At 63.8% G+C, this 21,239-nt stretch carries 23 protein-coding genes and 1 tRNA gene; 11 read left to right on the top strand and 13 right to left on the bottom strand.

Annotated elements, in window-relative coordinates; translation table 11 throughout:
• Positions 1–24: 24 nt before the first annotated feature.
• The 5 genes from IHE39_RS09975 to IHE39_RS09995 all read right to left on the bottom strand — a co-directional run bounded on the left by IHE39_RS09975 (position 25) and on the right by IHE39_RS09995 (position 5,210).
• The gene (locus tag IHE39_RS09975; protein WP_184768131.1) at positions 25–1,089 is read right to left on the bottom strand and encodes a substrate-binding domain-containing protein; all 1,065 of its coding nucleotides are present in this window, start codon (positions 1,087–1,089) and stop codon (positions 25–27) included.
• A gap of 62 nt (positions 1,090–1,151) precedes the next feature.
• Entirely contained in the window at positions 1,152–2,213 is a 1,062-nt protein-coding gene (locus tag IHE39_RS09980; protein ID WP_192566357.1) for a substrate-binding domain-containing protein, read from the bottom strand.
• A gap of 36 nt (positions 2,214–2,249) precedes the next feature.
• Entirely contained in the window at positions 2,250–3,509 is a 1,260-nt protein-coding gene (locus IHE39_RS09985) for a M20 family metallopeptidase (protein ID WP_192566358.1), read from the bottom strand.
• The gene (locus IHE39_RS09990; RefSeq protein ID WP_184768128.1) at positions 3,509–4,720 is read right to left on the bottom strand and encodes an ROK family transcriptional regulator; all 1,212 of its coding nucleotides are present in this window, start codon (positions 4,718–4,720) and stop codon (positions 3,509–3,511) included. Before IHE39_RS09990 ends, IHE39_RS09985 begins: the two co-directional genes overlap by 1 nt.
• Positions 4,721–5,134: 414 nt before the next feature.
• Positions 5,135–5,210 (bottom strand) — tRNA-Ala (locus tag IHE39_RS09995).
• Positions 5,211–5,665: 455 nt separating this feature from the next.
• Between IHE39_RS09995 and IHE39_RS10000 the strand changes: the two genes are divergently transcribed.
• The 3 genes from IHE39_RS10000 to IHE39_RS10010 all read left to right on the top strand — a co-directional run bounded on the left by IHE39_RS10000 (position 5,666) and on the right by IHE39_RS10010 (position 6,978).
• Entirely contained in the window at positions 5,666–5,956 is a 291-nt protein-coding gene (locus tag IHE39_RS10000) for a YggT family protein (RefSeq protein WP_184768084.1), read from the top strand.
• An 8-nt stretch (positions 5,957–5,964) separates the two neighbouring features.
• The gene (locus IHE39_RS10005) at positions 5,965–6,276 is read left to right on the top strand and encodes a DUF167 family protein (protein WP_343070085.1); all 312 of its coding nucleotides are present in this window, start codon (positions 5,965–5,967) and stop codon (positions 6,274–6,276) included.
• A 93-nt stretch (positions 6,277–6,369) separates the two neighbouring features.
• Positions 6,370–6,978 carry a hypothetical protein gene (locus tag IHE39_RS10010; protein WP_192566359.1) on the top strand — a complete coding sequence of 203 codons (609 nt, stop codon included), beginning with the start codon at positions 6,370–6,372 and terminating at the stop codon, positions 6,976–6,978.
• Positions 6,979–7,040: 62 nt separating this feature from the next.
• Here the strand turns inward: IHE39_RS10010 and ppa are convergent, their stop codons facing one another.
• The 5 genes from ppa to IHE39_RS10035 form a co-directional block, all read right to left on the bottom strand.
• Positions 7,041–7,577, bottom strand: a complete 537-nt coding sequence (gene ppa / locus IHE39_RS10015; protein ID WP_067956472.1) for an inorganic diphosphatase — start codon at positions 7,575–7,577, stop codon at positions 7,041–7,043.
• Positions 7,578–7,681: 104 nt separating this feature from the next.
• The gene (locus IHE39_RS10020; protein ID WP_067956474.1) at positions 7,682–8,188 is read right to left on the bottom strand and encodes a GNAT family N-acetyltransferase; all 507 of its coding nucleotides are present in this window, start codon (positions 8,186–8,188) and stop codon (positions 7,682–7,684) included.
• Between the two features lie 131 nt (positions 8,189–8,319).
• The gene (locus IHE39_RS10025; protein ID WP_192566360.1) at positions 8,320–8,958 is read right to left on the bottom strand and encodes a TPM domain-containing protein; all 639 of its coding nucleotides are present in this window, start codon (positions 8,956–8,958) and stop codon (positions 8,320–8,322) included.
• Between the two features lie 6 nt (positions 8,959–8,964).
• Entirely contained in the window at positions 8,965–9,846 is an 882-nt protein-coding gene (locus IHE39_RS10030) for a TPM domain-containing protein (protein WP_192566361.1), read from the bottom strand.
• 180 nt (positions 9,847–10,026) lie between these two features.
• Positions 10,027–10,662, bottom strand: a complete 636-nt coding sequence (locus tag IHE39_RS10035) for a LemA family protein (protein ID WP_184768080.1) — start codon at positions 10,660–10,662, stop codon at positions 10,027–10,029.
• Positions 10,663–10,765: 103 nt separating this feature from the next.
• Between IHE39_RS10035 and IHE39_RS10040 the strand changes: the two genes are divergently transcribed.
• From IHE39_RS10040 to IHE39_RS10055, 4 genes are read left to right on the top strand one after another with little or no spacing between them, the layout of a single operon-like run.
• Positions 10,766–11,023, top strand: a complete 258-nt coding sequence (locus IHE39_RS10040; protein ID WP_192566362.1) for a hypothetical protein — start codon at positions 10,766–10,768, stop codon at positions 11,021–11,023.
• 5 nt (positions 11,024–11,028) lie between these two features.
• A complete protein-coding gene (pdxY, locus tag IHE39_RS10045) occupies positions 11,029–11,934 on the top strand; it encodes a pyridoxal kinase PdxY (RefSeq protein ID WP_192566363.1) in 906 nt (301 codons plus the stop codon).
• Complete coding sequence (locus tag IHE39_RS10050; RefSeq protein ID WP_192566364.1) at positions 11,931–12,680, top strand: DUF429 domain-containing protein; 750 nt, start codon at positions 11,931–11,933, stop codon at positions 12,678–12,680. The genes pdxY and IHE39_RS10050 overlap by 4 nt, the downstream gene beginning before the upstream one ends.
• Positions 12,681–12,707: 27 nt before the next feature.
• On the top strand, positions 12,708–13,112 hold the full coding sequence (locus IHE39_RS10055; RefSeq protein WP_312880729.1) for a nuclear transport factor 2-like protein: 405 nt from the start codon (positions 12,708–12,710) through the stop codon (positions 13,110–13,112).
• On the opposite strand, the gene IHE39_RS10060 is transcribed toward IHE39_RS10055, so the two are convergent.
• Positions 13,109–14,365: a multidrug effflux MFS transporter gene (locus IHE39_RS10060; protein WP_192566365.1), complete on the bottom strand. Its 1,257-nt coding sequence runs from the start codon at positions 14,363–14,365 to the stop codon at positions 13,109–13,111. The two genes, IHE39_RS10055 and IHE39_RS10060, sit on opposite strands and share 4 nt — an antisense overlap.
• Positions 14,362–14,838 carry a MarR family winged helix-turn-helix transcriptional regulator gene (locus tag IHE39_RS10065; RefSeq protein WP_192566366.1) on the bottom strand — a complete coding sequence of 159 codons (477 nt, stop codon included), beginning with the start codon at positions 14,836–14,838 and terminating at the stop codon, positions 14,362–14,364. Before IHE39_RS10065 ends, IHE39_RS10060 begins: the two co-directional genes overlap by 4 nt.
• A 131-nt stretch (positions 14,839–14,969) precedes the next feature.
• Here IHE39_RS10065 and IHE39_RS10070 point away from each other — a divergent pair, with 131 nt between their 5' ends.
• The 3 genes from IHE39_RS10070 to typA all read left to right on the top strand — a co-directional run bounded on the left by IHE39_RS10070 (position 14,970) and on the right by typA (position 19,965).
• Complete coding sequence (locus IHE39_RS10070; RefSeq protein WP_192566367.1) at positions 14,970–17,024, top strand: M3 family metallopeptidase; 2,055 nt, start codon at positions 14,970–14,972, stop codon at positions 17,022–17,024.
• 19 nt (positions 17,025–17,043) lie between these two features.
• A complete protein-coding gene (locus IHE39_RS10075; protein WP_184768073.1) occupies positions 17,044–18,003 on the top strand; it encodes a small ribosomal subunit Rsm22 family protein in 960 nt (319 codons plus the stop codon).
• Positions 18,004–18,135: 132 nt separating this feature from the next.
• Positions 18,136–19,965 (top strand): translational GTPase TypA, encoded by a 1,830-nt coding sequence (gene typA / locus IHE39_RS10080; RefSeq protein WP_184768072.1) that lies wholly within the window; start codon positions 18,136–18,138, stop codon positions 19,963–19,965.
• A 72-nt stretch (positions 19,966–20,037) separates the two neighbouring features.
• Here typA and IHE39_RS10085 read toward each other — a convergent pair whose 3' ends face one another.
• Positions 20,038–20,352, bottom strand: a complete 315-nt coding sequence (locus IHE39_RS10085) for a YciI family protein (RefSeq protein WP_192566368.1) — start codon at positions 20,350–20,352, stop codon at positions 20,038–20,040.
• Positions 20,353–20,557: 205 nt separating this feature from the next.
• Between IHE39_RS10085 and IHE39_RS10090 the strand changes: the two genes are divergently transcribed.
• Positions 20,558–21,169 carry a LysE family translocator gene (locus IHE39_RS10090; RefSeq protein ID WP_184768070.1) on the top strand — a complete coding sequence of 204 codons (612 nt, stop codon included), beginning with the start codon at positions 20,558–20,560 and terminating at the stop codon, positions 21,167–21,169.
• Positions 21,170–21,239: the final 70 nt, after the last annotated feature.

Consider the following 21,239-nt stretch of genomic DNA (forward strand, 5'->3'; position numbering starts at 1 on the left):
GGGATGGCTCCCCCTGCAGAGCTGTTATTTCAGGGCGTCCGCGATCGTTGCGGGCATGTCCTTGTTGAGAGACTTCTTCCAGCCATCGGCGACGGTGTCCTTGGTCACGGCAAGGGAATCGACCACCAGGAACGGTTCGGCCGACTTGCCGACCAGTGATCCGGCAGCGGCCCGCGCCACGGTCACGCCAATATTGTAGGCCTCGTCGGCCACCAGCGCAGCGACGTTGCCACCCTTGACCATGTCGAGAGCTGCAGGCTCGTTGAGGTCGAGCGCGACGATCTTGGTGTGAGTGTTGCCGGTCGAGCGCAGCGCCGACATGACACTCAGCGCCGGCTCGGCCCAGGTGACATAGATGCCGTCGAGATCGGGATGCTGGGTGATCATGCCCTGTGCGATTTCTTCGCTGCGGGCGGGATCGGCCATTCCGGCCTCGGCGACGATCTTCATGTCCGGATAATCCTGCTCGATGGTCGCCTTGAAGGCCTGATCGCGCTGGTTGGTCACGTAGAAGTCCGCGTCGTGAAAGATGTAGCCGACCTTGCCCTTGCTGCCGAGCGCTTCGGCCATGGCGATCGCGGCCTTGTTGCCCATCTGGAACAGATCGTCGGAAACGATGGTCACATAATCCTTGCCGTGGACATAGCCGGCCGGCGAATTGTCGACGAAGGCGAGTTTCACGCCGGCGTTGCGGGCCGCATCGTAGACCGGGGCCGCGCTGGCCGGATCGACGGGCAGCGACACGATGATCGAAGGCTGCTTTGCCAGAACGGTTTCGACGTCGGATTTCTGCCGCGCACCGTCGAAGCCGGCATCGGTCTGTGCCACCACTTCGACGCCAAGCCGTTTGAACTCATCCTGGGCGCCGCTATTGACGGCGTTGGTGTATTCGCTCATCTCGTGCCAGACGAGCGCGGCGGTGAACTTGCCGTCCTTGATCTTCTGTTCCTCGTCCGGCGTCAGCACCATGGTGCTGGCCGGCGTCGGTTTTTCGCCATGCGGGCCGGTGGTGGCGCCATCCGCCGCAAAGGCGTTGGTGGCGGCGCATACGGTCGCCAGCAAGGCCATCAGTCTCAATCCATTACGCATCGCAATTCCTCCCGTTGTTATGAACGGCCCCGGCGACAACCGCTCACCGCCGGGGCGCAAAGTCATTTGGCGGCGTCGAGAACCGACTGCGGCGCATCGCGATTGAGCGAGTCCTTCCAGCCCTGGGCGACGTTGTCCTTGGTAACGGTAATTGCCGGCGCCACGACGAAGGCCGGGGTCGGCTGGCCGAGCAGCGACTTCAGGCCGGCAGCGGCCATGGCGCGGCCGAGTTCATAGGCCTTGTCGGCGACAAGTGCAGTGACGTTACCACCCTTGACCATGTCGAGAGCGACCGGTTCGGCAAGATCGAGCGTCACGACCTTGGTCGTCTTGTTGCCGCTGGCGCGCAGAGCAGAAAGCACGCCGTCGGCCGGCTCGGCCCAGGTGACGTAGATGCCGTCGAGGTCCTGGTTCTGCAGCAGCATCGCACTGGCCAGTTCTTCGGCGCGGGCGGGATCGGAGATGCCTTGCTCGGCAACGATCTTGATGTCGGGATAGTCCTTCTCGATGGTCGACTTGAAGGCCTGATCGCGCTGGTTGGTGACATAGTAGGTGGCATCGTGGAAGATGTAGCCGACCTTGCCCTTGCCGCCGATTGACTTGGCCAGGGCGTCGGCCGCCTGCTTGCCCATCTGGAAAAGATCGTCAGTGACGATCGAGGCGTAGTCGGTGCCGTGCTTGTAGCCGCTCGGCAGGTTGGACAGGAAGACCAGCTTGGCGCCATCGGTCACCGCCTGGCGGAACGCTTCGGCCGACGTGACCGGATCGAGTGGCAGAGCAAGGATGACGTTGGGCTTGGCAGCGAGTGCGGTTTCGATGTCGCTGCGCTGGCGCGCCGCATCGAAGCCAGCATCCGTGGTTACCGCGATTTCGACCCCGGCGCGGGCGAATTCATCCTTGGCGCCGGCGGAGACCGCATTGGTGAAGTCGGACGAGGTGTGCCACAACAGCGCGGCTTTGTAGCCCTTGCCCTTGAGCGCGCCGATATCGGCGTCGGTCAGCGCGACATCGACGCTCGGCGTTGCGGTTTCACCTGATGGCCCGACCGTCTGGCCGGATGCCGCACCGGCGGCGAACATGAGACCGCCAGCAAGTGCGGCGGCGAAGATATTTTTCAACAACATGGTCTCTCTCCCGATTGGTTCACTAAGGTTGGCAGTTCACTCGATCACGCCGCAGTAGCGGGCCATGAAGGCGGCAAAGCCGACTACACCGGCGAGGTATTCCTCCACCTCGACGTGTTCCTCGTATGTGTGGCAGTTGCGGATGTCGCCGGGCGCGCAGTAGACCGCAGGAACGCCGAGGCGATTGACGAAGAACGGCGATTCCGACCAGAACGGCGCGCCTTCGATGACCCCGCGTCCGGTCATGGCACTGGCCATCGAAGCGGACAGCATGCCGACCTCGGCGGCGGCTTCATCGATCTCGGCGGCGGTGCCGCCCAGCACGTGGTCGCGGCCCGCAGGGTAGGAGAACTCGACCTTGATTTCGGGGTCGGTGATTGCCGAACGCACCGTTGCTTCGATCTCTGCTGCTGCTGCATCAAGCGATTCACCTGGTAGCAGCTTGCGGATCAGCGACAGCGTGCAGCGCTCCGGCACCGCGATGTAGCCGCCGCCGCTGAGCCCGGTGATCAGCAGGAAGCTGCGGCCAACCAGCTTGTGCTCGGTGCGGGCGGCGATCTCGTCGGAATGACTCCAGAGTGCTGTCATCGCGGCATGGCTAGCGCGCAACGCGTCCTTGCCGAGTTCGGGCACGCCGAAATAGGCCGACTTGCCGGTAATCGTGATGTCGGTGATGAAGAAGCCGATCTGGGCGGGATAGACCGAAAGTCGCGTTGGCTCGACATAGACGACGAAATCGGGCTTCGCGACTTCACCTGTCTCGATGCGCGCGACAAGATCCTTGATGCCTGCCGATACGCCGGTGCCTGGTTGGCCGCTCTCTTCGTCGCCGATGAAGGCGTAAGACACGTCGCCAGCAAGGCGGATGCCGGCCTTGTCGAGCAGTGAAAGTGCTGCGAGCGAGGCGCAGATGCCGGCCTTCAGGTCGCCCGAACCGCGCCCCCAGACTGCTCCGTCGATGATAGGTGCTGCGAACGGGTCTTCACGTTCGGTACCGGCCCAATGCTCGCTCCAGCCATCTACATGGACGGTATCGGTGTGGCCGATGAACAGCAGTCGCGAGCCTTTGCCGTCGCCCTTGCGCTCGCCCCAGATGTTGGGGCGGCCGGGCAGGAATTCGGCGGTGCGCTGGCCGGTCAGGCCGAGCGCGCGCATCTTTTCGTCGAGATAGGCGACGAAGTTTGCCTCGTTGCCGGTGATACTTTCGCGTCCGATGGCGCCCCTAAACAGCGCGATTGCCTCATCGCGGTCGAGCGCGCCCTGCAGACGTAAGGTGAGATCGTTCGCCAGAGCCATTACACGGCCTCCCGAAGCGCGCTGATGTTTGCCGGCGGCAGTGAAATGCGGCCGTCAGGCGCGTCGACCCCGAACAGCGTGTTGTGCAGTTGCCCAAGGCCGATGGCGGCTGCGCCAATGATGGCGGCACGCGAGCCGAGCTCGCCCGTTTCGACATTGATCGGATAGGGGAAACACTGCTGCAGAAGGGTCTTTACCCGGGACAGCATCTCCGGCCGAAGTCCGATCGAGCCGCCCAGGATGACCTTTTCCGGGTTGGCGATGGCGGCGATTGCGGCGATGCCGCGGGCAAGGTAACGCGCGGTTTCGTCGAGAACGGTGAGCGCTGCCGCATCGCCCGCCTGCGCATTCTCGAAGATGGCAGGGACGCTGAGGCGCTTGCCCGACAAGGCGGCGTAGCGCTCGACCATGCCGTGGGAGGCAACGACGCGCTCGAAGGCGCCGCTGCGCAACGATTCAGGCTCGAATGGGTCGGCGCCCAGCGGCAGGAAGCCCATCTCTCCAGCCGCGTTGATAGCGCCACGCACGAGATGGCCACCGACCATCAAGCCGCTGCCGACGCCTGTTCCGAGCGCTACATAAGCCAGGTTGTCGATGCCCTGGCCCTGTCCCAGCCAGTTCTCGCCGAGGACGGCGAGATTGACGTCGTTCTCAAGCATCGCAACAAAACCGAATGCCTTTTCGAACGCGCCGACGACGTCGATCTTGTCGAAATCGGTGATATTAGGCGCGAGCAGGACGCGGCCGGTCGCACTGTTTGGCGCCCCTGGCACGCCGATGACAGCGAGGCGGATCTTCTTGCGGGCAATGCGTTGCCGCGCCGCCGCCTGAAAAGTCATGGTGACGATCTGGTCGATGACGAACTGGCCACCGCGCGGATCGGTGGGGGCAGTGTCCTCGGCGAAGATCTGGCAAGCGAGGTCGGTGATCGCCACTCGCACCTTGGTGCCGCCGAGGTCGACGGCGACGATGTGTGCGGCGTCATAGACCAGCTCATAAGTGATGGCGGTGCGCCCGACATGGCCGCTGGTGCGACCCGTCTCCTGCACCCAGCCTTCCTGCTCGAGCGTGCGCACGATCTCGGAAATGGTCTGTTTGGAAAGTCCTGTCTGCTTGGCGATCGAGGCGCGTGAAATCGGCCCGCCCTGGACGATCGCCTCCATTACGGAGCGTTGGGAAAACTTTCGCGAGATGCGCAGGCTGTCGTTCACGATGGCCTCTTTAATTCGTTCTATGACCGAACTTATTATGAGCGAGCATTTGAGTCAACTGCCTCGGATAGTGCAGGCTGACCCTGCCGAAGGTCGAGCTGCACGCGGCCCCGACATCGCTGCGTATGGCCCGGCGCGGTCGCGCCGCCATTGACGTGATGCAATCAGGATTCCAACCTATTTTTCGCGATTGCCGTGACGAAGTCTCGTTGGTTTACAGAGGTTCAAATTGTCGCCTGCCAACTGGCCTTGACCAGTTTGGTACGCCTCGCGAAGCGGTACGGAAGAACGGTCGCAGAGACGGTACCCGCAGGTACCCAGTAATTGATGAGAGGCCTCTCTCCGCGCTTGGTCGCGGGAAAGTCGGGGTAATTCCAAGCGAGGGGAAAATGGCGCTTTGCCAAAAAAATCCGCTGGTGGAGCTGAGGAGGATCGAACTCCTGACCTCGTCATTGCGAACGACGCGCTCTCCCAGCTGAGCTACAGCCCCGTCCAGCGGATGGCCGCATTTATTGGCGGGCGAAGCCGTCTGTCAAGCGAGCAGTTGACGTAGGGGCGATATCGCTTGCGCGACCGCCGCACTCGCCGCGGCGCCGACGCGGTCCCGGTCAACGCGTGATCAAGACGCTGCCGGCGCCAGCACTTGAAGTGGAGCAGCAAACAATGGGCGGGCGGGCAGTGGGAGCCTGGTGAAGCGGCGTTGCCGCGAGGGTCTTTGAGGGATTGGACCCGCGCGCAATGGGCGTAGCGCGCTGCCGTTGCCGCGAAGGGCATTCGGGATCGAAGCGCGATGTTGTCCGCACGAGGGACTTCCAGACGGATAGCCCCTGCGCCGACAGGCATCGGCAAGGGGGCAGACGGATGGCGAAGGAGCCGGTTCGGCGACGCGGGGCTTGCCGCTCAGGCGTGCAATGGCTAAATGTCGGCAATTCATTGGAGAACGGCATGCTCGCCCTCATTCAGACCATCATTCTGGCCCTCGACCTGTACTGGTGGATCATCATCGCCTCGGCGATCTTCTCCTGGCTCTATGCGTTCAACGTGGTCAACCCGCGCAACCAGGTCGTAGGCACCATCGGCAACATGCTGTTCAGGCTGACCGAACCAGCGCTCAAGCCGATCCGCCGCCTGATGCCGGATCTCGGCGGCATTGACATCTCGCCGATCGTCCTTTTGCTCGCACTGTTCTTCGTCAGGCAGTTCATTCTGACCACGGTGGCGCCGCTCGTCATCTGAGCGACGTACTGAGCTTCTTCCGAAAGCGTGACGACGGCGTCGAGCTTTTTGTCAGGCTGACGCCGCGTTCTTCGAAGGACGCTATCGAAGGTGTCGAGCAGGCGGCTGACGAACGTTGCCACCTCGCAGCACGGGTGCGCGCCGTGCCAGAAAAAGGCGAGGCCAACGCGGCGCTTGAGAGGTTGCTTGCCGCCGAGTTCGGCATTCCCAAAAAATCCATAAAAGTGGTCGCAGGCGCAACGTCGCGGCTGAAGACCATCCGTATCACAGGCAACACTGGTGAACTGGCCAGGCTGATGGCGGAGCTTGCCAGGCGCTGAGCGCGCTCTGGATTGCGCAGTTCGGGCGCGACATACTCCGGTTGCATGCGCGCAGCATGTTGCGCGCATCGCCGATTTGGAGGGAGGCCCGGAATGCGGAAGCTTGTCTTGGCACTGGCGCTTGCCATGCCGTTGCACCAGGCCGTAGCGGAAGAGATCTCGAGCGTCTATGTAGAGACCAGGACCGAGGCGGACTGCGTGGTCTTCGACAAGGCCGGCGCCGATGACGGCGATTATGCCAACATGGTCTGCCCGGGATATCGCGGCTATCCGGTGCTGGTGTTTTCAGCCGATCTCCGGGTATCCGTGTTCTACGGCTTTCCGCCCGCGGATTTCGCCGACATCCCCTGGCAGAGCTTCGAGACGTTCAACAGAAATGCCGGCAAGGCCGAGTGGCGTATTTCGAGCCATGACGGCAAGGTGATCCCGTTCGCCACCATCCGCCGTTGGTACGTGCAGTCGGACCCCGCAGAGGGGGACAAGGAAATCGAGGTGCTGGTGGTGGCGAAGGTCGGCCAGCCGGGCAAGGCCGACGGCTGCGTCGTCGCGCTTGTGCTGGCGACGGGCGAGCCCAAGGCCAACGAGCTGGCGCGCAAGATTGCCGACGAACAGGTGCGGGACTTTGCCTGCGGCTCGGACGAGAGGGTGATGGTCGGCGACCCGATGCCGGTGTTCGACTCGCAAGGCAAGACCAAAAACTAGGGCGCGGCCGGCAAAGCCAACCGCGCCCTGTATGCGCTCGGAAACGCTTGAAGCTGGAAGCCTCAGGCCTTGAGGGCCTTGGCGCGCTCGATCGCCTCGACGATCATCTTCTTGGCATAGGCGGCATCGTGCCAGCCGCCGATCTTGACCCACTTGCCGGGCTCGAGATCCTTGTAGTGACCGAAGAAGTGCTCGATCTGCTGCAGCGTGATCTCGGGCAGGTCGGTGTGGTTGAAGACGTTCTCATAGCGGCGGGTCAGCTTGGGCGACGGCACGGCGATGACTTTTTCGTCCTGGCCGGCATTATCTTCCATGACCAGCACGCCGATCGGGCGCACATTGATGACGCAGCCGGGGATGAGCTGGCGGGTGTTGCAGACCAGGACGTCGATCGGATCGCCGTCGCCGGAGAGCGTGTGTGGCACGAAGCCGTAGTTACCCGGATAGTGCATCGGGGTGTAGAGGAAGCGGTCGACGACGAGCGTGCCGGCTTCCTTGTCCATCTCGTACTTGATCGGCTGGCCGCCGACAGGCACTTCGACGATCACGTTGACGTCTTCAGGCGGATTCTTGCCGATCGAAATCGCATCGATGCGCATGGGGAAGCTCCAGAATTAAAGGTGCCTCCCGATAAACGCCTTGGGCCGCGTGTGCAATGCAATATTGATGTCAGGCGCGTGCGACGAAAGGCTTGGCTTGGGGATCATTCCCAGACGAAAGCGACTTTCTTCAGCGCCTTGTGGTCGAAAACCTCGACGCCTTCGGCGATGTCGCGGCCGCCGGCGCCGGAATAGAAGGCCAGCGCGTTGTCGTTCTCCTCGAGCGCCCAGACCACCATGCCCTTGAGGCCGTGGTCGGCGAGGCGCTGGCGGGCGGCGGCGAACAGCCGGCTGCCGAGACCGATGCCCTGGCATTCGGGGCGCAGGTAAAGTTCGTAGATCTCGCCCTGCTGCTTGAGCTCGCGGGCGCGGTTGCGGCCGAGCGTGGCGTAGCCGGCGATCTTGCCGCCGATCTCGATGACAAGGACCGTCGCGGCGCGGCGGATGGCATTGGCCCACCATTCGCCGCCGCGGCGGTTGATCATGGTGGTCAGCGCGCGATGCGGGATGATGCCGGAGTAGGCACCGCGCCAAGCCTCATGGTGAACCTCGGCGATGGCATCGGCATCGCGGGGTTCGGCTTTCCTGATGTCTATCGTCAGCGTGTTCATAGTTTTTTAACCATAAACCGCGTCGCGACAGTTGCAAAGTGTCCGCGAACGTTGCCGCTGGCCTTTCACATGATCGGGAATGAAGATCAGGACGCAGTGTGTCCAAATGGACTCACCGGGAGATGCGCGCGCTAGATTTCGACGAGGTGGTCGTCGAGTTCGTTGGCATCGTGCTCGGACACCGGGAAATGCGCCGAGAGCAGGTTGCCGACAGTTGATATGGCAGCGACGAAGCCGTCGGCAAGACGGTTTTCGCCGGCATGGCGGATCAGGTCGGCAACAATGCCGTCCCATTTGTCCTGCGGTACCTTGGCGTCGATGCCGGCATCGGCAACGACTTCGGCATAACGTTCGGCCAGGGAAACGAAGATCAGCACCCCGGTGCGCGCCATCGTGAGATGAACGTTGCGGGCGTAGAACTGCCTGAGCGCGTTGTCATGCGCTGCGCGGTAGAGCAGGTTGCGCGGCACCAGCCAGATGCGCAATCCGGGCATCGACCACAACAATGCGCAGGCAGCGGCAAGCGCGAGCATCTGGACGATGACGAAATGCGGCAGCCGGACTGCGACCCACCAGTATTCAAGCGCGAAAGCAGCAGCGAGGCTGACCAGCAGGATGCCTGTCATGACGGCAAAGGCGGCTGCGAAGAAATAGCCGTCGCTGCGGTGGGCGACGACGCAATAGATCTCACCCGATGTTTCGGCTTCGGCGGTACGGATTGCCGCTGCGATGCGTTCGTGGTCGCCGGCGTTGAGCGTGGTTTGGGTCATGTCGTCCTACCAGCTTCCTGAAGAGCCGCCGCCGCCGGAGGAGCCGCCTCCGCCGGAAAAGCCACCGCCGCCTCCGCCCGAGGACCAGCCACCGCCGCCTCCGCCCGAGGACCAGCCTCCGCCGCCACCGCCCGAGGACCAGCCGCCTGACGACGAGCCCGAGCGCTGGTTGTAGTTGAAGGTCATGCCGAGCCAGGTGTAGCGGCCGGGGCCGAGCTTGCGGCCATAGATGCGCGGCAGGATCGCCATGGCGATGCCGCCGACAAACAGGGTTGCCCACAGCGCGATGAAGACGAAGAAGATGATGTCGTCTTCGCTCATGCCGGAGATGCCGGTCTGCTCGTTGCGCTTGGCGCGGGCCTCGAGCTCGGCGCCTTCGCCCTCGACGACCATGACGATGTCATCGACGGCGCTGGAGATGCCGCCCGAGAAATCACCGGCGCGGAAGGCCGGCACCATGGTGTTTTCGATGATCAGCTTGGTGTGCAGGTCGGTCAGCACGCCTTCGAGACCATAGCCGACCTCGATGCGCATGCGCCGGTCGTTAGGCGCCACGATCAGCAGCACGCCATTGTCCTCGCCGGCCTGGCCGAGCTTCCAGGCGCGGAACAGGCGGTTGGCGTAGGGTTCGATCTCCTCGCCGTCGAGGCTAGGGATGGTGGCGACGACGATCTGGTCGGAGGATTTCTGTTCAAATGCTGCAAGCTTCTGCACCAGCTCGGCTTCGGTGGCGGCGTCGATGATGCCGGCATTGTCGACGACGCGGCCGGTGAGGGCGGGCAGTTCGGCGGCGAAGGCGGGGGCCGCGAACAGCAGAAGCAGAAGTGCGAGAACCGCAGGGAAGTGCTTGAACACCCCCCTCTGGCCTGCCGGCCATCTCCCCCGCATGGGGAGAGAATGGCAGCGTCGGCCTTGGTGCTGGACGTTCAATGTTTGCGATGAATAGAGGCCGTGCGTCTCCCCCCTCGCGGGGGAGACGGCCGGCAGGCCAGAGGGGAGTGTCCAGACGCCCGCGCTCAAGGTCATCCCTGCAACTTTACCGGTGCGGCCCAGCTGTGGCTGTCGTCCTCACCCGCCCTGGCCCGTGCCGAAATTCACCTTGGGCGCCTCAAGCTTGTCTTCGGCGACGGTGAAGTTCTGGAACGGCTGGTTGCGGAACCAGAGCGAATTCCAGATCATGGCGGGGAAGGTCTTGAGCGAGGTGTTGTAGACGCGCACAGTCTCGATGTAGTCGCGGCGGGCGACAGCGATGCGGTTTTCGGTGCCTTCGAGCTGGGCCTGAAGCGCGAGGAAGTTCTGGTTCGCCTTGAGGTCGGGGTAGTTCTCGACGACGGCGAGCAGGCGCGACAGTGCGCTGGTGAGACCGGCCTGGTTGTCCTGGAAAGCCTTGAAGGCGTTGGGATCGGTCAGCGTTTCGGGCGTCACCGTCACTTGGGTTGCCTTGGCGCGGGCCTCGACGACGCCTTCGAGCGTCTCCTTTTCGTGCGAGGCATAACCCTTCACCGTCTCGACCAGGTTGGGGATGAGGTCGGCGCGGCGCTGGTATTGGTTCAGCACTTCGCTCCATGCAGCCTTGGCCTGCTCTTCCTGCGTCGGGATGGTGTTGTAGCCGCAGGCCGAAAGCAACGGCACGACAATCGTCAGGAAGACGAAAGCCGGGAGCAGGCGGAAAGCAGGAAGTGCCGACGAAGCTTGCATGCGCATCTGATTGTCCTCGACAAAGCAACTGATGCGACAGCATTATCGAAAAACATGGCCGGAGAAAACCGGCGTTTGATTTGGCGCTGATGCCGGGAGAACTGTGACGATGGCGTCGCCAAGAGACAGCGACAGCGAAAAGGAATCACGCCGCATCCTCGACCGCATTGCGCGTGAGAGCGAGCCGGGCGGTGCTTCCTTCGTGTCGCGCAATACAGACAAGATGCGCAAGCACCTCGGCGCCGCCGACGTCGACAAGGCCGACCCGATCGAGCATATCGGCACGCGCATCGGCCGCATCCTCGGCTTTGTCCTGACCGTCGGCCTGATGCTGTGGCTGATCAATTATCTCGTTCGAGGCGGATAAGTTCCATGACATCTGAAGCCGGGACAGCCGCGCCACGCGCGGTCATCGTCGTGTCGAGCCATGTCGCGCGCGGTTCGGTCGGCAATCGCGCCGCGGTGTTTGCCCTGGAGACGCTTGGCCACCCGGTCTGGGCCGTGCCGACGGTGATGTTGCCGTGGCATCCCGGCCATGGCCGCGCGACACGCATCGTACCGCCGACCGAACAGTTCGCCGCCTTCATGGCCGATCTCGAGCGGGCGCCGTGGCTGGGGGAAGTCGCGGCGGTGCTGTCGGGCTATCTCGGCGAGGCCGGGCAGGTCGAGGCCGTGGCTTCGCTGGTCGAGACTGTGAAGGCGAAGAACCCACAAGCGCTCTATGTCTGCGATCCGGTGATCGGCGATTCCGGCGGGCTCTACGTTGCCGAGGCCCTGGCTGCCGGCATTCGCGACCGGTTGCTGCCCCTGGCCGATATCGCCACGCCAAATCGCTATGAGCTGGAGTGGCTGTCGGGCGCCAAGGTCGACGACATGCGCGCGACCATGGCGGCAGCGCTCGGGCTCGGGCCGGCAACGATGCTGGTGACCTCGGCGCATGCGCTGATGGCCAATGGCACCGGCAACATGCTGGTTACCCAGACGCAGGCGCTGCTGGCCGAACATCGCACTGTCGAGCGGCCGCCGAACGGGCTCGGCGATCTCAGTGCCGCTGTCTTCCTGGCGCGACTGCTCGCCGGCCATACCCCTGCCAAGGCGCTGCAGTCGACGACGGCCGCGGTCTACGAGATCCTGGCACGCACCTCCAAGCGTGGTGGCGACGAGCTGCAGCTCGAAACCGATGCCCAAAGCCTGTCGCACCCGATGGCGTTGGTCGAGCTGCGCACGCTCATCCATCCCTCGCGGAGCCGAAAACCCGGTCAGGATTCCGGGGCGTGACGGTTGCCGGCGTCGACGGCTGCAAGGCCGGCTGGATCGCCGTGATCCGCAACGCCGGGACCAAGGCCCAGGTCTTCGGCAGCTTCGCAGACTTGCTGGCGGCGATGCCTGACGATGCGGTGGTGGCGGTCGACATGCCGATCGGCCTGCCCGACTTCACGACCAAGGGCGGGCGTGGGCCGGAAGCACTGGTGCGGCCATTGCTCGGGCAGCGCCAGTCGAGCGTCTTTTCGATCCCATCACGGGCGGCGGTTCACGCTGACTCAGCTGGTTTCGCCGACCTCGATACATGGTACGCGGCGCATCGGCGCTCGAGCGAGGTGGCGATGCAGACATCTGAGCCGCCGCGCGGCGTGTCGATCCAGGCATTCGGCATCTTTGCCAAAATCCGCGAGATCGACGCGCTGATGATGGCGCAGCCCGAACTGCGCCAACGGGTGATTGAATCGCATCCCGAAGTGGCGTTTTGGCGGCTCAATGGCGGGCAGGCGATGAGCCTGCCCAAGAAGATCAAGGGCAGCGTCAATCCCGCTGGTATGGAGGAGCGCAAGTCGCTGCTGGCGCGCGTCGGCCATGATCGCAGCTTCCTCGACCAGCCGGCACCGCGCGGCGCGGCGGCGGACGATTTCCTCGACGCCTGCGCGATGATGCTGATCGCCGAACGGCACAGTCGCGGACAAACCACGAGTTTTCCGTCGCCGCCGGCGCGCGATATCAATGGTATTCCCGTCGCGATCTGGGTTTAATGCCTCTGTCCGAGATGGAGGCGTGCGATGATGCCTATTCGTACGATGGCGGTGGTCCTGGCGCTGCTGGTAACTGTCAGTGCCGTCGCGCAGGAAAACATCGTCGACCGCTGGTATGCGGCGCTGCTCAAGGCGGACGGGGCAGCGCTTTCGCAATTGCTGTCCAACGATGCGACGATAAGGCTCGACGACATCGGCGTGACCCAGAGCAAGGCCGAGTTCATTGCCTCGATGGACGAATGGCAGGCAGCCGTGAAAGGCGCCAAGATCCGCCACAAGATCGAGACGGAAATGGGCGAAACGATCGTGGTGCGGACCTGCTACGACTTTCCCAACAACGACATGACGACGCGCGAAACCTTCACCACTAAGGGTGGGGTGATCGTCGCCAACACGCAGATGACGATCGGCGAGAACTGCGACGGTTTCTAGGCCTGTTTCAGGCGCGTCATCAGCGACGGTTCCGGCAGCCGGCGCCAGACCAGCCATGACAGGATGGCGATGAGGCCCATGATCGGGATGACGGTAGCGAGCGCGTTGACCGGATCACCCATCAATGCTGCCGCCGCGCCGCCGACCATGCCGGCGCCCATCTGGAAAAAGCCCATCATGGCCGATGCAGCCCCGGCATTTTCCGGGAAAGGCGCCATCGCTGCCGTCATCATTGCCGGTGAGATCATAGCGATGCCGAAGGCATAGATGCCGACCGGAACCATGACGAGCAGGAAGGTCGGCTCATACGACCTGAGCAAGATGGCCAGGGCGATCGAGCCGATGGCAACGAAGGTCAGGCCGACCGGCACCATTCGCGCGGCACCGTAACGCTTCATGCAGATGCGCATGACAATTGCGCCTGCCATGAAGTTGGCGGTCTGCATCAGCATGCCGACGCCGAACTGGGTCGGTGTGAGGCCGACGCGCTCCATCAGGATAAAGGCCAGCACCGTGGCCTGGGTATAGATCGCGCCTGTCGTGCCGGCGATGACCAGGCAGCAGAGCACGAAATAGGGGCTGCGGAACAAGGAGCCGTAGGAGGTGATAAGTGCCGCCGGCCGGATACGGCTCAGATCGCGTGTCACCGTTTCACGCAAGGCAAAGATCGCCACCAGCATGACCACGATGCCGAGCAGCACCATCACCACGAAAATGGCATGCCAGCCGAACAACTCCATGGTCAGGCCGCCAAGCGTGGGGGCGATGGCCGGGCCGAGCGCCAAAAGGATGCCGATCATGTTCATGATGCGGGCGGAGCGTTCATGGGTGAAGACGTCGCGAACAACGGCGCGCGCCACCGAAACGCCGACGGCGGCGCCGACGCCCTGGAGGAAGCGCGCGACGACAAGCGTTTCGATGTTCGGCGCCATCAGCGCCAGCACGCTTGCGGCAAGATAGATCGCCATGAAGGCGAGCGTGATCGGGCGGCGGCCGAAGCCATCGGAGAGCGGGCCGCAGACCAGCTGGGCGAAGGCGAAGCCGCCGAAATAGAGTGACAGCGTCATCTTGACCGCGGCTTCGGTGGTGTCGAAGGCCTGGACGATCTCGGGCATGGCAGGGGTGAACAGCGCCAGCGAGATCGGGCCGATGGCGACCATCAGGCCGCCGATCAGCGACACGCGGCGCTCGCTCATGATCGGCGCGGTTTCAACGAGGTCGAGCGCCTGGCTTAGGTCGGAGCGCATGTTCATGCTGCCGCATCCTCGCCAGAAAGCGCATCGCTGCGGACGGCAAGCAGGTTGGCGCGGGCGGCCCGTAGCGAAACCAGAAGGCGCTGCCAGTCGTCGGGATCGATGCCAAGGGCTGCCTCGCTGCGGATCGCGGCGGCCATCGGCTCGATTTGCCTGACGACGGTCGAACCGGCTTCGGTGAGGGTCACCAGCTTGGCGCGGCGATCGGCCGGATCGGGCTGGCGCTCGACAAAACCCTTGGCTTCGAGCCGGTCGACAAGACCGCTCAGCGTCATCGCTTCAACGCCGAGACGTTCGGCCAATACCGTCTGGCGGATGGGGCCGGTGCGGCTGACATTGAGTAGCGCGCGACCCTCGCCGGTGGTGAGGCCGAGGCCGGCTTCGGTGGTGCGGCGGTCCATCTCGGCGCGGATGATGCGCGAGAGATCATTGACGATGAAGCCAAACGTGTCGGTTTCAGGGGGCGAAGGCATTTTAGTAAGTAATCCTTATTATATGGCTTACTTAGTTTGACGTTGGCGGAGAGTCAATGCGGTTGCACAGCTTTCGGTCCGGCCCTACATCGAGGCTGTCCGAACCGAATGCCAATCGAGGAAGCCATTCCATGTCCGCCAGCCAGAACATCGATCTCGCGCGTCATCCGCTGACCCATTGGGCCGGGCCGCTTGGCCTGCCGGAATTCGACAAGATCGAAGACAGCAATTTCGGTCCGGTGTTCGATGCCGCCCTTGCCGCGCATGCCGCCGAGGTCGAGGCGATTGCCGCCAATCCGGAGCAGGCGACGGTTGCCAACACGCTCGAGGCACTGGAACTGGCGGGCCAGCCGCTCGACCGCGTATCGTCGATCTTCTGGTGCCGCGCCGGCGCGCACACCAACGACGCGATCCAGGCGATGGAGCGCGAGATCTCGCCGAAGATGGCGAGGCATTTCTCGGCGATCTCGATGAACGACAAGCTGTTTGCGCGCATAAATGACCTCTACTTGCGTCGCGACGCGCTCGGTCTCGACCCTGAGACGCTGAGGGTGCTGGAAAAGACCTGGAAAGGCTTCGTCCGTTCGGGTGCCAGGCTCGACCCCGAGGGCAAGAAGCGGCTTGCAACAATCAACGAGGAGCTTGCCTCGCTTGGCGCCAGGTTCGGCCAGAATGTGCTCGCCGACGAAAAGGAATGGGTGCTGTTCCTCGACGAGGGCGATCTCGCCGGCCTGCCGGAGTTCGTGCGTGGCGCGATGGCGCAGGCGGCGGAGACGCGCGGGCAAAAGGGCAAGTATGCTGTAACCCTGTCGCGCTCGATCTATGAACCCTTCACGACTTTTTCCGAGCGCCGCGATCTGCGCGAAAAGGCGTTCAAGGCCTTTGCCGGGCGCGGCGAGACAGGCGGCGAAACCGACAATGCCGGTGTGGTGCGCGAAACACTCAGCCTGCGCGCCGAAAAGGCCAGGCTGCTCGGCTATGGTAGCTACGCGGCGCTGAAGCTCGACGACACCATGGCCAAGACGCCCAAGGCGGTGATGGAACTGCTCGAACCGGTGTGGAACAAGGCCCGCGAGAAGGCCGCGGCCGACGAGGCCGACCTGCAGCGGCTGGCAGCAAGCGCCGGCAGCAACGACAAGCTCGCCGCCTGGGATTGGCGTTTCTACCAGGAGAAGCTGCGGGCCGAGAAATACGCCTTCGACGAGGCCGAGCTGAAGCCCTATCTCCAGCTCGAAAAGATCATCGATGCCTGCTTCGACGTCGCCACCAGGCTGTTCGGCATCACCTTCAAGGAGGTGTCCGGCATTCCAGCCTGGCATCCCGACGCGCGTGTTTTCGAGGTGTTCAACGCCGACGGCAGCAAGCGCGGGCTGTTTTTGGCCGACTACTTCGCCCGCCAGTCGAAGCGTTCGGGCGCATGGATGAGCGCGCTGCAGTCGGGCTACAAGCTCGGCGAGGGCTCGACGCCCGTCATCTACAACATCATGAACTTCGCCAAGCCTAAGGCAGGCGAGCCGGCGCTCTTGTCGCTCGACGAGGCCAAGACGCTGTTTCATGAATTCGGTCACGCGCTGCACGGCATGCTGACCGATGTCACCTGGCCGTCGGTGGCGGGCACCTCGGTCAGCCGCGACTTCGTCGAGCTGCCGTCGCAGCTTTACGAACACTGGCTGACGGTGCCGGCGGTGCTGGAAAAGCACGCGCTGCACTACAAGACCGGCAAGCCGATGCCGAAGGAGCTGCTCGACAAGATGCTGGCGGCCAAGACTTTTGGCGCCGGCTTCGCGACGGTGGAGTTCACCTCGTCGGCGCTTGTCGACATGGCCTATCATGCCCGTCCCGACGCGCCGGCGGAGCCCGCCGCCTTCGAGGCGGAAACACTGGAGAAGCTCGGCATGCCCGAGGCGATCGTCATGCGCCACCGCACGCCGCATTTCCTGCACGTGTTCTCGGGCGAGGGCTATTCGGCCGGTTACTACTCCTACATGTGGTCGGAGGTGCTCGATGCCGATGCCTTCGCTGCCTTCGAGGAGACGGGCGACGCGTTCAACGCCGAGATGGCCGAGAAGCTGCGCAAGCACATCTATGCGGCAGGCGGCTCGGCCGATCCGGAAGAGCTCTACAAGGCCTTCCGCGGCAAGATGCCGTCGCCGGAGGCGATGATGGAAAAGCGCGGCCTCGTCTAGGCCGCGGACGGGCAGGCAGATGGAACTACCGGCAGCATTGCGAGCAGCGGTCGACCGGGCGCTGGAAGGCGTGCCGCTCGCCGAGCTGCAGCGTGCTGCCGACACTTTGTCGAGCCGCTATCGCGCCGAGTTGCGCGATGGCAGGCTGCATCTGTCCGACGAGATGTTCGCCAACGCCTATCTGGCGACGCGGCTGCCGGCGACGTTTGCCGCCGTGCGGGCAAGCCTCGGAAGTGCCGCCGAGCTGATGCCTGACTTCGAGCCGAAAAGCCTGCTCGACGTTGGTGCCGGTCCCGGTACGGCCTTATGGGCGGCTTCGGATTGCTGGCCGACGATCGACTCCGCGACGATGATCGAGGCGAGCCAGGCGATCCGCAAGGTCGGCCTGGCGCTGTCGGCGCATTCCGCTGTCGCGCATGTCGATTGGCGCGCGGCGGATGCCGCCAAGAGCTTCGAGGCCGACAAGGCCGACCTTGTGACGCTGGCCTATGTGCTGGACGAGCTGTCGCCGGCGGAAGGGCTCGCGCTTGTCGAACGGTTGTGGGCAGCCACCGGTGGTCTGCTGGTGGTTGTCGAGCCGGGTACGCCTGCCGGCTGGCGACGCATGATGGCAGTGCGGTCGCGCCTCATCGAGCTTGGCGCGCATCTGGCCGCCCCTTGTCCGCACAGCCATGCCTGTCCGATCGTCGAACCCGACTGGTGCCATTTCTCGCGGCGGGTGGCGCGCTCGCGGCTGCATCGGCTGACCAAGCGCGGCGAGGTGCCGTGGGAAGACGAAAAGTACATCTTCCTGGCTGCCTCGCGATTGCCGGCTGAAACATTCCGCGCCCGGGTGCTGGCGCCAGCGCGCGGCGGATCGGGGAAGATCCTGCTCAAACTGTGCCTGGAAAACGGCTCGGTCGAGGAAAAGCTTTTGACCAAGCGCGACGGAGATCTGTTCAAGGCGGCGCGTCGGGCCGACTGGGGCGACGTTTTGTAGGCTTGTCCGTCCTCGGAAAATCAGCCGATTTGCCCGCCCCCCTTTCGCGTTTGCGAAAAAAGCTGTATGAGCCCGGCCACACGAAACGCGGCGCGTCGACAGGCTGTGCCCGCAACGCTCCCGAGTAGACATATGAACCTCCGCAATATCGCGATCATCGCGCACGTCGACCATGGCAAGACCACGCTCGTCGACCAGCTTCTCAAGCAATCCGGCTCTTTCCGCGAAAACCAGCGCGTCGCCGAACGCGCGATGGATTCGAACGATCTCGAAAAGGAACGCGGCATCACCATCCTGGCCAAGGCGACCTCGGTCGACTGGAAGGATACCCGCATCAACATCGTCGATACCCCTGGCCACGCCGATTTCGGCGGTGAAGTCGAGCGTATCCTGTCGATGGTCGACAGCGCGATCGTGCTGGTCGACGCCGCCGAAGGCCCGATGCCGCAGACCAAGTTCGTCGTCGGCAAGGCGCTCAAGGTCGGCCTGAAGCCGATCGTCGTCATCAACAAGATCGACCGTCCAGACGGCCGCCACCAGGAAGTCATCAACGAGGTGTTCGACCTGTTTGCAGCGCTCGACGCCACCGACGAACAGCTCGACTTCCCGATCCTCTACGGTTCGGGCCGCGATGGCTGGGTCTCCGAGAATCCGGAAGGCCCCAAGGACCAGGGCCTCGCGCCGCTGTTCGACCTCGTGCTCAAGCACGTTCCGGCGCCGACGGTTCACCCCGGCCCGTTCCGCATGATCGGCACCATTCTCGAGGCAAACCCGTTCCTCGGCCGCATCATCACCGGCCGCATCGAATCCGGCACGCTGAAGTCCAACATGCCGGTCAAGGTGCTGCACCATGACGGTTCGCTGCTGGAAACCGGCCGCGTCTCCAAGATCCTGGCTTTCCGTGGCCTCGAGCGCCAGCCGATCGAAGAAGCGCAGGCAGGCGACATCGTCGCCATCGCCGGCCTTTCCAAGGGCACCGTCGCCGACACCTTCTGCGACCCGGCCGTGACCGAGCCGCTGCATGCGCAGCCGATCGATCCGCCGACCGTGACCATGTCCTTCATCGTCAACGACTCGCCGCTGGCCGGCACCGAAGGCGACAAGGTCACCAGCCGCGTCATCCGCGACCGTCTGCTCAAGGAAGCCGAAGGCAACGTCGCCCTCAAGATCGAGGAATCGGCCGACAAGGATTCGTTCTACGTCTCCGGCCGTGGCGAGCTTCAGCTGGCCGTGCTGATCGAAACGATGCGCCGCGAGGGCTTCGAGCTCGCCGTGTCGCGTCCGCGCGTGGTCATGCAGAAGGACGAGAACGGCGAACTGCTCGAGCCGGTCGAAGAAGTCGTCATCGACGTCGATGAAGAGCATGCCGGCGTCGTCGTGCAGAAGATGTCGGAGCGCAAGGCCGAGATGATCGAGCTGCGTCCTTCGGGCGGCAACCGCCAGCGCCTGGTGTTCCATGCGCCGACGCGCGGCCTGATCGGCTATCAGTCGGAGCTTCTGACCGATACGCGTGGCACGGCAGTGATGAACCGCCTGTTCCACTCCTATCAGCCCTACAAGGGTGAGCTGCCCGGCCGTACCAACGGCGTGCTGATCTCCAACGAGCAGGGCGAGTCGGTGGCATTCGCCATGTGGAACCTTGAAGATCGCGGCCCGATGGTCATCGACGCCGGCGTCAAGGTCTATCAGGGCATGATCATCGGCATCCACAGCCGCGACAACGACCTCGAGGTCAACGTGCTGAAGGGCAAGAAGCTGACCAACATCCGTGCCGCCGGCAAGGATGAAGCGGTGCGCCTGACGCCGCCGATCCGCATGACGCTGGAGCGCGCTCTGGCCTGGATCCAGGACGACGAGCTGGTCGAAGTGACGCCGAAGACCATCCGCCTGCGCAAGCTCTATCTCGACCCGAACGAGCGCAAGCGCTTCGAGAAGTCCTCGAAGACCGCCGGCGCGGCATAAGCTTCGCGGCAGGAACCTAAAAAGGGCGTCTCCGCCGGAGGCGCCCTTTTTGTTTGCGGCGGACTGGCAGACTCACATCTCGATGATCGGGGCGACCTCGACCGACCCCCCGGCGACAAGGATCGGGCATCCCTTGGCGATGCGGGCGGCGTCGGCGGGGTCCTTCGCGTCGACCACCGAGTAGCCGCTGACCGGATTGGCGCCGCCGTCATTGGTGACCGTGCCGTTGGCGGCGACTGTCTGTGACTTGCCGACCGGATTGCCGCCGTCGACGACGGCCGCACCCAGCGCGCCGAACCAGTCCATCCAGGCCTTCATCACCTTGGCGCCTTCTTCTTCCGACTGCGGCATCGCACCGCCGTGATAGACGAAGAGAAACTTGGCCATGACATCTCCTCCATGGCGTGCCGACATGCCGGCCATCCGGCATGAAGCCAGCGCGCGGGCTATTCATTTGCCGAGAGCCGGTCACGGGCAATCTGATTTCACGTCCGATCTCGCAAAGTTGATGGCACAGGCGTCCGTTTCGGCTGGTGGTTGCAAGTTGCGACGCATGCCGTAAGTTTCCGCAAACAGCCAATCGGGGATGACGATGGAACCGACCTCGCTTCTGATCTTTGCCGGTGCTCTGCTTGTTGCCGCCGGTTCGCCCGGGCCTTCCATTGCCGCGCTCGTGGCACGGGTCATTTCGAAGGGCTTCCGCGACGTGCTGCCGTTCCTGGCGGCAATGTGGATCGGTGAGGCGATCTGGCTGTCCCTGGCGGTGTTTGGCCTCGCCTTCGTGGCGCAGTCGTTCCACATGGCCTTCGTCGTGGTCAAATGGGCAGGTGTCGCCTATCTCGTCTATCTCGCCTGGAAAATGTGGACTGCGCCCGTCGAGGCACGCGAGGGCGAGATGCCGAGCCAGGACTCCCCGCTCAAGCTGTTTGCCGCCGGCATGGCCGTGACGCTCGGCAATCCCAAGATCATGATGTTCTACCTGGCGCTGCTTCCGACCATCATCGACCTCGCCTCGGTGACCGTTGTCGGCTGGATGGAACTGACGCTGACAATGGCGGCGGTGCTGATCGCCATCGACCTTGCCTGGGTGTTCGCGGCGGCGCAGGCGCGCAAGCTTTTGCGCAGCACGCGGGCGATGCGAATCGCGAATCGGGTGAGCGCGACGACGATGGCGGGGGCTGCCGCGGCGATTGCCGCACGGTAAAGGCGAAAATTTCGCCAGACACTACCTGCTGCGTTCGTTGCCGACGCTGCGTCAGCCTATTTCGCAGGCA

It is taken from the genome of Aminobacter carboxidus (assembly GCF_014863355.1).
GTDB lineage: Bacteria > Pseudomonadota > Alphaproteobacteria > Rhizobiales > Rhizobiaceae > Aminobacter > Aminobacter carboxidus.

Excerpts from the sequence above, each read along its gene's own strand:
- IHE39_RS09975 (WP_184768131.1), bottom strand. The coding sequence starts at position 1,089 with ATGCGTAATGGATTGAGACTGATGGCCTTGCTGGCGACCGTATGCGCC.
- IHE39_RS09980 (WP_192566357.1), bottom strand. The coding sequence starts at position 2,213 with ATGTTGTTGAAAAATATCTTCGCCGCCGCACTTGCTGGCGGTCTCATG.
- IHE39_RS09985 (WP_192566358.1), bottom strand. The coding sequence starts at position 3,509 with ATGGCTCTGGCGAACGATCTCACCTTACGTCTGCAGGGCGCGCTCGAC.
- IHE39_RS10000 (WP_184768084.1), top strand. The coding sequence starts at position 5,666 with ATGCTCGCCCTCATTCAGACCATCATTCTGGCCCTCGACCTGTACTGG.
- IHE39_RS10010 (WP_192566359.1), top strand. The coding sequence starts at position 6,370 with ATGCGGAAGCTTGTCTTGGCACTGGCGCTTGCCATGCCGTTGCACCAG.
- ppa (WP_067956472.1), bottom strand. The coding sequence starts at position 7,577 with ATGCGCATCGATGCGATTTCGATCGGCAAGAATCCGCCTGAAGACGTC.
- IHE39_RS10020 (WP_067956474.1), bottom strand. The coding sequence starts at position 8,188 with ATGAACACGCTGACGATAGACATCAGGAAAGCCGAACCCCGCGATGCC.
- IHE39_RS10025 (WP_192566360.1), bottom strand. The coding sequence starts at position 8,958 with ATGACCCAAACCACGCTCAACGCCGGCGACCACGAACGCATCGCAGCG.
- IHE39_RS10030 (WP_192566361.1), bottom strand. The coding sequence starts at position 9,846 with ATGCGGGGGAGATGGCCGGCAGGCCAGAGGGGGGTGTTCAAGCACTTC.
- IHE39_RS10035 (WP_184768080.1), bottom strand. The coding sequence starts at position 10,662 with ATGCGCATGCAAGCTTCGTCGGCACTTCCTGCTTTCCGCCTGCTCCCG.
- IHE39_RS10040 (WP_192566362.1), top strand. The coding sequence starts at position 10,766 with ATGGCGTCGCCAAGAGACAGCGACAGCGAAAAGGAATCACGCCGCATC.
- pdxY (WP_192566363.1), top strand. The coding sequence starts at position 11,029 with ATGACATCTGAAGCCGGGACAGCCGCGCCACGCGCGGTCATCGTCGTG.
- IHE39_RS10055 (WP_312880729.1), top strand. The coding sequence starts at position 12,708 with ATGATGCCTATTCGTACGATGGCGGTGGTCCTGGCGCTGCTGGTAACT.
- IHE39_RS10060 (WP_192566365.1), bottom strand. The coding sequence starts at position 14,365 with ATGAACATGCGCTCCGACCTAAGCCAGGCGCTCGACCTCGTTGAAACC.
- IHE39_RS10065 (WP_192566366.1), bottom strand. The coding sequence starts at position 14,838 with ATGCCTTCGCCCCCTGAAACCGACACGTTTGGCTTCATCGTCAATGAT.
- IHE39_RS10070 (WP_192566367.1), top strand. The coding sequence starts at position 14,970 with ATGTCCGCCAGCCAGAACATCGATCTCGCGCGTCATCCGCTGACCCAT.
- IHE39_RS10075 (WP_184768073.1), top strand. The coding sequence starts at position 17,044 with ATGGAACTACCGGCAGCATTGCGAGCAGCGGTCGACCGGGCGCTGGAA.
- typA (WP_184768072.1), top strand. The coding sequence starts at position 18,136 with ATGAACCTCCGCAATATCGCGATCATCGCGCACGTCGACCATGGCAAG.
- IHE39_RS10085 (WP_192566368.1), bottom strand. The coding sequence starts at position 20,352 with ATGGCCAAGTTTCTCTTCGTCTATCACGGCGGTGCGATGCCGCAGTCG.
- IHE39_RS10090 (WP_184768070.1), top strand. The coding sequence starts at position 20,558 with ATGGAACCGACCTCGCTTCTGATCTTTGCCGGTGCTCTGCTTGTTGCC.